This window comes from Pseudoalteromonas sp. BZA4 (genome assembly GCF_040104395.1).
Lineage (GTDB): Bacteria > Pseudomonadota > Gammaproteobacteria > Enterobacterales > Alteromonadaceae > Pseudoalteromonas.
The window spans coordinates 1-10,335 of sequence record NZ_JBECOT010000095.1 but is presented as its reverse complement, the minus strand read 5'-3'; the positions used below and the strand labels follow the sequence as shown (position 1 = coordinate 10,335).

General features: G+C 41.0%; 6 protein-coding genes. 3 read left to right on the top strand and 3 right to left on the bottom strand.

Translation table 11 applies throughout. The features are described from left to right. The first annotated feature begins 768 nt into the window (after positions 1-768). From galU to ABMY41_RS20665, 3 genes are all read left to right on the top strand, one after another. Positions 769-1,677: a UTP--glucose-1-phosphate uridylyltransferase GalU gene (galU, locus tag ABMY41_RS20675; RefSeq protein WP_349276119.1), complete on the top strand. Its 909-nt coding sequence runs from the start codon at positions 769-771 to the stop codon at positions 1,675-1,677. 202 nt (positions 1,678-1,879) lie between these two features. Then, positions 1,880-4,024 (top strand): YjbH domain-containing protein, encoded by a 2,145-nt coding sequence (locus ABMY41_RS20670; protein WP_349276118.1) that lies wholly within the window; start codon positions 1,880-1,882, stop codon positions 4,022-4,024. A gap of 206 nt (positions 4,025-4,230) precedes the next feature. Beyond that, a complete protein-coding gene (locus ABMY41_RS20665; RefSeq protein WP_349276116.1) occupies positions 4,231-5,862 on the top strand; it encodes a hypothetical protein in 1,632 nt (543 codons plus the stop codon). Positions 5,863-5,938: 76 nt separating this feature from the next. Here the strand turns inward: ABMY41_RS20665 and ABMY41_RS20660 are convergent, their stop codons facing one another. The 3 genes from ABMY41_RS20660 to ABMY41_RS20650 all read right to left on the bottom strand — a co-directional run bounded on the left by ABMY41_RS20660 (position 5,939) and on the right by ABMY41_RS20650 (position 9,747). After that, a complete protein-coding gene (locus tag ABMY41_RS20660; RefSeq protein WP_349276114.1) occupies positions 5,939-7,348 on the bottom strand; it encodes an MBL fold metallo-hydrolase in 1,410 nt (469 codons plus the stop codon). A 391-nt stretch (positions 7,349-7,739) separates the two neighbouring features. Continuing rightward, on the bottom strand, positions 7,740-8,819 hold the full coding sequence (locus tag ABMY41_RS20655) for an aminoglycoside phosphotransferase family protein (RefSeq protein WP_349276112.1): 1,080 nt from the start codon (positions 8,817-8,819) through the stop codon (positions 7,740-7,742). A 40-nt stretch (positions 8,820-8,859) separates the two neighbouring features. Beyond that, positions 8,860-9,747 (bottom strand): NTP transferase domain-containing protein, encoded by an 888-nt coding sequence (locus tag ABMY41_RS20650; protein ID WP_349276121.1) that lies wholly within the window; start codon positions 9,745-9,747, stop codon positions 8,860-8,862. Positions 9,748-10,335 lie beyond the last annotated feature (588 nt).

Genomic DNA, 10,335 nt, shown 5'->3' with positions numbered 1-10,335 from the left:
ACATTTTTTGCCAAGTCGATGCTAATTAGGTTAAATTTTGACATGTATGGATTCCTTATTGGTAAAAGTAATTGTCCAATTTCTTTATACCGTACTCACTATATTTGGGGGAGGAGTCCATACATCTTCTACAATTAAAGGGCTTTGCACAAAGAGAAACAACTGAGAAGGAAAAGAGTAGACAAAAATATACTTTGTTTACCTCTTAAGCGAAGTGTCTCTTACCCTCTTAGTGCAGTAAAATGTCTTTGGTGTAGGCGTGTATTTCGCGCGAAGATACATTCATAAAGAGAATCACGAGCCGTCAGCTGTCAGTTTTGAGTCGACTTATTTTGTTCTAGGGCTTTACTAAAGGTCTATCTCGTAGGTGGCGCTTTAATGCCGAATATCTTAACTCTATTCACGGCTAAAGCCGTTTCTACAATTAAAGGGCTTTGCACAAAGAGAAACAACTGAGAAGGAAAAGAGTAGACAAAAATATACTTTGTTTACCTCTTAAGCTAAGCGCCTCTTATCTTCTTAGTGCAGTAAAATGTCTTTGGTTTAGACGTGAAGTTTATTTTACGTGAAACATACTCACAAAGAGAAGGGAATGAGAGTAAATGAGAAAACAAAATTTACCATTTCTCTCTTAAGCGGAGCTTCTTTTTCTCATTATGAATATTCGTTTTAACAACAAACTAAATTAAAAATCATTCAGCTTGTATCTACTTTGGTACTGTTAGTTTGACCTTACTTAAGATTAAATTGTTAAATAAGGGACTAGTTATGAAAGCTGTTATTCCTGTTGCGGGCCTTGGTACTCGCATGTTACCTATGACTAAAGCCATCCCTAAAGAAATGCTGCCTTTAGTTGATAAACCGCTAATTCAATACATAGTAAACGAATGCGTAGCGGCAGGTATTAAAGAGATTGTATTAGTTACTCATAGCTCTAAGAATGCAATAGAAAACCACTTTGATACCAGTTTTGAGCTAGAAGCAACCCTTGAAAAGCGTGTAAAGCGTACATTACTTGAAGAAGTGCGCTCTATCTGCCCTGATGACGTAACCATTATGCACGTTCGCCAAGGCGAAGCTAAAGGCTTAGGCCATGCGGTAATGTGTGCAAAACCAATTGTGGGTGATGACGACTTTGTTGTTGTACTGCCAGATGTAATTTTAGATAGCTATACAGCTGACCAAAAAACCGAAAACGTGGCTGCCATGATCAAGCGCTTTAATGAGGTGAAAGCAAGCCAAATTATGCTTGAACCAGTACCACAAGAAAGCGTACATAAATACGGTATTGCTGATATTGGTGGCGTTAAAATTAAAGCGGGTGAAAGTGCGCCAATTAAAACTATGGTTGAAAAACCAAAAGCTGAAGTTGCCCCTTCTAACTTAGCGGTAGTTGGCCGTTATGTGTTATCTAAAGCGATATGGTCTCTGCTTGCTAATACCCCTGCTGGTACAGGTGGCGAAATTCAATTAACAGATGCTATTGATGAGTTAATGAAACACGAAATAGTAGAGGCATTTCATATGAGTGGCCGTGCCCACGACTGTGGCGACAAGCTTGGCTACTTAAAAGCGATTGTTGAATACAGCATGCGCGACGATAAACTCGGCGCAGAATTTACCGATTTTGTAACCGGAATGGTTTCGCCAGCAGAGCGACATTTAAAAGCGGTTTAACCGAAATATTTAGTGGTTAGATGTGCGTAATTATTTTCTAGCCACTTGCTTTACCTATTCTTCGAATACAGTTTTGTGTAACGTGTAACGTGTAACGTGTAACGTGTAACTTGCAAACTTCCAATACCAACTTCTTGTTTTTTGTTTCTGATGTTATATTTAAAGCAATCAAGGATTTTATAATTTTAACTCGGATTTCCTAATGCCAAAATTTAATACGTTATTTTTAAGCTGTGCGGCTGCCCTGAGCTTGCCAGTGGTTGCCGATGACATAAAAAGTTATCAGTCTTTTTCTGGTTATACAGGTTTAATTAACACCCCAAATGCTCAGGCTATGCAATCTGGCACTGTTGATATTGGCTACAATACCCTTTTAGATTTTAAAGGTCAGGAATACCAAGACGGCCATAACTTTATATTTTCGGCTGGGTTATTTGAGGGGCTAGAAGTAAGCGGGCAAATATCGTCTAACTCAATGCACGATAATATGTTTTATAGTGAAGGCCGCGGTCAAACGCGCGACTTATCGTTTAATGCTAAATACCAGTTACCTTATATACCTAAAGATTGGTTTAGCGTGGCTGTTGGCGCTAAAGATATTGGTGGCGCCGCTAATAACTACAAAACGTTTTATGCTGTGGCCTCAAAAGAGTTATGGGACTTTCGTTTTAGTGCCGGTGTTGGCTCAAGCGATCGCGCTACTGGCGAAATGGATGGCGCATTTGCGGGTATTGAGTGGCATCCACTGGAGTGGTTTAGCTTATTAACAGAATACGACGCCGAGGCAGTTAATGCAGCAGCGCGCTTAACAATACCAAAAGAGTGGCTTTATGATATTGGCGAGCTTACTTTTACTAGCCGCTTTTACAGTAGTACAGATTTTTCTGAAGACAAAGACACTTACTGGGGGGTTAACTTTACCCTGCCATTATCTAACGAAGCTAAAAGTAACTATAAGGCAGTAGAACCCGCCCCATATGTTGCACCTGTTAGTACTAAGCCTGCAGCAAAAGTAAATGACCATGGTTTAGGGTTTATTCAAACATCGGTTGCCCCAAAGCTTGCTGAACTGCCTGAATCGGTAACAGTTGCCACTGCAGAGCAAAGTCAAACACTAAGCGCACAAAAAGTGGTTGGCTCTAGCTTAAGCAAGCAAGCATTTGCATTAAAAGAGGCGCTTATAAGTGATGGCTTCGAAAATGTGGTTGTAGGCTACAATTTAACAACCGTGTTTGTTAACTTTGAAAACTCAGTATTTAACCGTAACGATATTGACGCTATTGGTGTAGTACTTGGCCGAATTGCCGAAAACGTTGTTAACGATAATACACATTTTAGCGTTCAGCTTTCTAAAACAGACATTCCGTTACTTGCGATTAGCGGTAATATTGATAACTACCGTTTGTTTATCGAAAAAGGCGTTAGCCCTGATTTAAATGTTCAACTTGATAAAGCGGTTATTCCTCAAGGCGTTACTTGGGCTGGTAAAGCTCAGGCTAGCCCTTATTTTAAACCGCGTTTAACACTCAGCCCAACCATAAGTAATACCTATGCGACTGAGCTAGGCGTGTTTGATTACTCTATTGCTATTAGAGCTGATTTAGATATACCTATTTGGAAAGGTGCGGGTGTATTAGTAGGAGGCCAGGTTAATGTTGAAAATAGCGACGATTATGACGAGCGCGGCCCATTTAGACGTTACCGCCAAGAAACAGAGCTCGACCGAGCGATGTTTTACCAAACATTTAAGCTGCCGTATGGATTTTACAACCAAACACAGGTTGGTTTTATAAAAGAGCGCTACGATCTTACGGGTATTACTAACGAAACAACTTGGCTAAGTGATGAAGGTCGCCACAGAGTGAGTGCTCGAATAGGCTCATTTAAGTACGAAGACTACCGTGGTAGTAAAACATTCCAAACTCTTAACTACCAATATAATTGGGTTGAACAAGACATTACCTTGCACGCAGAGGCTGGCGACTACTGGTACGAAGATTCTGGCTATAAACTAGAAAGTCGTTTTTGGTTTGGCGATAGCTATTTAGCTATATTTTATGAAGATACTAATATTAAGAAAGCTGGTTTAGCATTTAGTATTCCACTTACGCCTCGTAAAGGTATGAAAGCGTATAAGCTTGGCCAAATAAAGGGTACTGAGTCTTACAGGCATACCGCTAGCACCGAAATTGGCGAAAGTGTTAACCGTTTAGTATTTAGCCAAGGCTTTGCTCCTGGCAGCGCTGTTAGTACTTACAGAACGCTCCTTAATCAGGGACGAATGTCTAGCGATTATGTATATCAAAACTTAGCAAGACTAAAAGAGGCGTATTTAACCTACAGATAACAATTTTAGCTGGGTTAAGTATTGTACAATTTAGATTTTTAGCTATATTATTGTTACGATGATTTAAATAATTAACGAGGTTGAATTACTCGTTTTTAATTTGTAAAAAAATGTGGTGCTAGCTATACTTTTTTTGGCTTTCGCCGCTTTTACATTAATGAACTAATTCATTTGCAAATGTTGATAAAGGAATAGAAGGACTCCCTATGTTTACTAACAAAAAATCGCTACTGGCGTTATCGGTAGCATCGGCTTTCGCTTTAACAGGTTGTTTTAGCGATGATGATAATAATAAACCAGTGCCAGATGACGGCGGTGATGGCGGTGATGGCGGTGTTGTAGTTGTTGCACCTGAAGCTCCAGCTGCACTTGACTTTGTTGTAAGTGGTTCTGTTGTTCAATCAAACGATGAAGACGAGTTTGATGTAATTGGTGACGCAACAGTTAGATTTTTAGAATCTGGCTTGGCATCAACTAGCATTGTTGATGTTGATGGTAACCAAGTTCAGTCTTTAGATCTTGGCGAAGAAGGTAGCTTCCTTGTTACACGTAAAAGCGACTCTACTACAAGCAGTGTTACTGCGATTGTTTCGGCACCAGGTTTCGTAACTAAAGCGTTTAGCGTTGACCTTTCTAATGAAGACGACAACGACGTTCTAGTTGCTCAATTCTTACTAACACCTACTGACGAAGAAGGCCTAGCGGCCGACGCTGAAGTTTCTACTGCTATCAGCGGTTCTACTACTACAGCAGACATCGTTGCTGATGCAACGCCTGAAGGCGGTTCTTCTTTAGCGTCAGCTACATTACCAACAGGCATTACTCTGCAAAATGCTGATGGCGAAGCGGTTACAGGTTCTGAAGTTACTTTAAACGTACTTGGTACAGACCCTTCAACTGAAACTAAAAACTTAGTTTTACCTGAAGGCTTAAACAGTGATGACGAAAGCGACAATGTTGCAGTGCCTGTTTCTTTAGCAAACGTTACACTATCTGTTGATGGCACAAGCGTTAAAAAGTTCGCTGGTGACACTTTAAACGTGACTTTAGCTGCTCCTACTGACTTAGCTGCTGACGAAGAGTTAACAGTAAGCTCACTAGACGAAGAAACTGGTATTTGGATGCCAGAGACTTTCCCTGTAACTAAAGGTGCAGGTACAGTAAGCTTCGACACAGACCACTTAACTTGGTTCTCTGTTAATAAATCTGTTCCTGTATGTACTGACGGTTTAACTGTTAACTTTACTGGCGATGCAGTACCTACTGGCGGTTTAACACTAGCTGCATACTCATCAGACGGTTTCTTATGGTCTCGAGTTGGCGCAGGTAGTACTTCTCGTGTTGTTCCTCCTGGTTTCTTAAAACGTTACGGTATCTCTTCTGATGCTACTGCTACTGTAGTGGTATTTGACAGAGACGGCGCTATCTGGGGCGAGACAGAGAACGAAGTAGCAGTTTGTGGTACAGTTGATGACTTTGCATTAGCATCTCCTTACACATATGTTGATAAAACACTTACTATCACTGGTTCGTGTGCGAATGACTCAGAAGTTGCTGTAGATGTAAGCAACTCAGCTGTTCGTTATAAGCGTGATGGTAAAGCTGTACGTACTGCACTTAAAGATGCAGATGGTAACTTCCAGCTTACTAACCTACGCGAAGGCGAAAACTACGAAGTTACTGTTAACTTCCGTAGCCTATCTTCAAAACTTGAAGGCTCAAACACAATTACATTAGATAGTGTAACTGGTGATGACCTAACTCAAGAATTCTCATTCACTTGTGATGAAGTTACAGGCTCTGGTGGTACTGGCTCTACAGGTGGCACAGGTGGTTAGTAACCATTTTTTGTTAGTTCCTACTAGGGATTAAGCTTGAAAGCCGCATTTATGCGGCTTTTTTATTGCTTGCTTATTAACTCACTATTTCTACTTTTACCTCTTCGGTTAATTCACTTTTAAACTTTTCTGCCAAAGCTTGTTTGGCGTGATCATCACCGTGGACGATTTTGATTACACTTGGCTTTTTACGCATAGTGGTGACGAACCTGATTAATCCTTTTTGATCTGCGTGGGCGCTGTAGCCGCTGATGGTATGAATTTGCGCTTTAATCATTACTTTTTGATTATTGATAAATACGTAGCCGCCGCGTGGGCCGTATTTTTGAATCTCTCGGCCTAAAGTTCCTTGCCCTTGGTAGCCAACAAAAATAACATCGGTTGTTTTGTCGGGCAAAAACCGCTCTAGGTAATTAACTATTCTGCCGCCATTACACATACCGCTAGCAGCAATGATGATTGCCGGCTGCTGTTTAGAGGCTAAAAAGTTAATCAAGGCAAGGTGCTCTTGGTGGCTATCAATTGTATGTAGCTGGTTAAAGTCGAGCGGGTGGCGTCCTTGTTTTACGCGTTTTTTTGCTTCGTTATCCCATAGCTGTTTGAAGTGTAAATATTCATTTGTAAAGTTGGCTGCCATTGGCGAATCTACAATAATTTGCAACTTATGCCACATAGAGCGTTTGCTTGCCGAGTGAATAAGCTGCTCAAACTCATAGAGCAGCTCTTGAGTTCGGCCAATGCTAAAAGCGGGTATGAGTACCACGCCATTATCGCTTACCGCACGCTCAATAACCTTTTTAAGAACGGCTACACGCTCTTTACGACCTTGATGGTTTTTATCACCATAGGTTGATTCTATAACCAATGTATCTGCGCGGTAAGGTGGTTTTGGCGTTGGTAATAAGGGGGTGTAAGGCGCACCTAAATCACCAGAAAATACCACTCTATGCGTGTTTGGCTTTTTACCTAGCTCAATTTCTACATAGGCAGAACCTAAAATGTGCCCAGCACGTTGCAGGCGAATTTTAAATAAGGCTTTAGGGTAGAGGGTGCTTGAGGCCACTTTTTCGGGGCTAAAGCCCACTCCTACGGGAATGCAGTACCATTTGTTGAAGTCGAGCGGGACAATCTGTTTTTTTAGTAACTTTAAGCAGGTGCGGATCATTGCTTCGTCCCGTGTTACCCCTACTTTTAAGGCATCTTCAATAACCATAGGCAATAGCTTGGCGGTGGCAACCGAGGTAAAAATAGGCCCTTTGAAACCTGCAGCAAGTAAGTAGGGTATGCGACCAACATGGTCTATATGGCAATGTGTGACAATCAGCGCTTTTACCGTTGATATATCAAACTCAATTGCAAGATCTTGTTTGCTGTCTTCCCCTTGAAATAGACCACAATCAACAAGTACAGAGTTTGCGTCATCAATAAATAGCTGGTGGCAAGACCCAGTTACGCCTTTCACCGCTCCGTGGTGTTTTATATGCATAATAATCTCCTTATTTTCAAGTTAGAGTTTTAGAATAGAAGTTATTGACTTATAGAGCAATGGGGCGAGCGAGCAGCTATCCACGGCTAAAGCCGTTCCCACGGTTTGATGTAGGCGTGAAATTTATTTCGCGTGAAAATATTTACACAAAGAGAAGTGAATGAGAAGAAAATGAGGGAAACACAGGTGCATTTTTTACTTCCTCTAAAGCGCAGCGTCTCATAATCTCTTTGTGCGATTAAATGTCTTTGATGTAGGCGTGAAATTCATTTCGCGCGAAAAATATTTGCACAAAGAGAAGTGAATGAGAAGAGAATGAGGAAGTGATAATAATGCTTTTTTGTATTCTCTTCAGCGCAGCGCCTCTATATCCTCTTTGTGAATATAAAACCTATCCTTTATTTATTTCTAATATCGCTTTAAGGGTATGTTCTTTTTCAAGAATATCGCCATAAAGAGCAAACTGGTTACGGGCGCGTTCTAGGTTGTGGTTTGCATGCTTGGTGGCAAAGTAATTATCGCCATCAATAAAGTCTGTTAAAAAGCGCAGGCCAATCATAAAGGTCATAACTTTGGCTCCTAACCAGAAGCTTTCTTTTTCGGCGTCGGTGATCACACCTTGTAATGGTTCAACATAACCTTTAACGATGGCGGCGAAGATCTCTTCACGAACGCGTACATTATTTAGGTTAGTTGAGTCTTCTTGCTCAGGTGAGCAGAAGGTACGTACCATATCGCCAAAATCAAATAACCAATAACCAGGCATACAGGTATCTAGGTCGATGACTGCTTTTGCATCATCTGACTGCGTGCAAAACAGCATATTGTTGATTTTTGTGTCGTTATGACAAGGTCTTAAAGGAATGTTACCTTCAAGCTGTTTTAGTTCTTCAACAAGTGATTGTTGAGCTAAACAAAAATCGATGTCGTCTTGGCAAAGTGCCACACGGTTTACAGGATCTTGTTCGATGACTTTTTTGAAAGCGTCAAAGCGCATCGCTAAGTTATGAAAATCTGGGATCACATGATGAAGCTGTTCAGCCTGAAAGTCTTGTAATGCCAGCGCGAATTGTCCAAATGCATTGGCTGCAGTTTGTGCTTGCGAGATTGTTGCTACTACATCTTCACTATAACTGCCGCCAATAAATTCGAGTGCACGCCAAACACCTTGATCGCATTCAACTAAAAAATCACTTTCGATGGTTGGAACATGACGAATAATTTCGAGGCTGTACTCACCATTATCGTGCTTTTCACTTAGGTGCTGCTCAATTAGTCGTGCATTTTCAACTAGCTGATCAGGGTTAGGAAACACATCGGTATTTAACTTTTGCACCACCAAAGCGTTCTCTTCATTTTTAAGCAACATTGTGGTGTTGATGTGGCCATTGCCAATTGGCTTTAGCGTTACGTTATCTGTGCTTAAGCCAAAGTGCTCAGAAAGATAAGTTGCAACAGGATTCGACTTCATTAATTTTCCATTACTTATTTTTTGCAAAAAGAGGTGAGGGTTAATCGTTTTGCTTACGACGTAACTGACATAAAGTGTGTGCTATTGCATCCAATTCAGCTTTGTAAGTCACGCCATACCATGGCTCTTTTGCAGTATAAACGGTTACAGCTTGGCGGTTATCTTTAATCGCGAGTTGTATCTCATTGGGTAAATAGTACTCTTTAATGACACCGTTGTCAGTACTTTCTAAAAACTCAGTAAAGCCTTTTTCTAAGTCATTAAATAAACTAGGTGTTATTCCCCAAAAGCTCATTGAGCCAAGGGCTTCATCGGCTATTTTTAACCTTTCACCTTGTGGGTTGTTACCTTTTAAAACATTATTTTCGAGTTTGATGTCTAGGTATTCGACCACATCGGTTAAATACTGGTGGCTATCAACAGAGCATACACCACGGTTTACGCCACCTTCTTCGGATAGAGTATCTTTTATTGGATAACCTACCATCGCCCAATTGCTATGCTGTTTGAAGTGTTCGCTAATAATTGCAAAAGAAGACTCGCCATAATAATCATCGGCTGTAATGACAATAGCAGGATTATTCACATAGGGTTTTGCGCAAAGTAATGCATGGCCTGTGCCCCAAGGTTTTTGTCGTTCAGCGGCTAGGTGCTCATAGCTATTTGGCACTGCACTAATTGCTTGCTCAACGAGGATTACTTCGAGCGACTCAGGCAGGCGCGGTAAAATGGTTGCTTCAAACTCAGCACGAATTTTTTTATTAATGATGATCACGGCTTGGCTCACGCCCGCTCTAACCGCATCCTGAATACTAAGCTCCATGATGGTACAGCCCAGCCCTGGTATTTCGGCAATTTGTTTGTTTCCGCCAAAGCGGCTACCCAGCCCGCCAGCCAATACGATTAAAGTAAGAGAGTGTTGAGTCATCATACAAGTTAAATAAAAAACAAAGGAAAAGTGTACCAGAAACAATCACGCAGGAGGAAGTTATGTGTTGCACAAAGAGAAGAGAATGAGAAGAAAATGAGGGAACCACTGGATTATATTTACTTCCTCTTCAGCGAAGCGCCTCTTAGTCTCTTTGTGCGATTAAATGTCTTTGATGTGGGTGTGAAGTTTAGTGAGCTATCAGCTTTCAGCCGTCAGTATTGAGCAGAGCGGCATTGTTTGTGGTTTCTCTATTAATTTGCATGCTTGGTGCTGAATGTTAGACGCGCCAAGCAAGCGTGACGCCTACGTTTGATGTAGGCGTGAAATTTATTTCGCGCGAAAAATATTTGCACAAAGAGAAATAAACGAGAAGAAAATGAGGAAGTGATAATAATGTTTTTTGTTTTCTCTAAAGCGCAGCGTCTCTTAGTCTCTTTGTGAATTAAAGATCTTTTTCTAACCACAGAGATGTATGGACTCCCCTCCCACAGGGGGGTAACGTAATAAGCGACAAAACTTTTACAAAAGGAGTCCATACATGGTGAATCTTAACGTTATTGCGATTGATTTAGCAAAAAATAATTA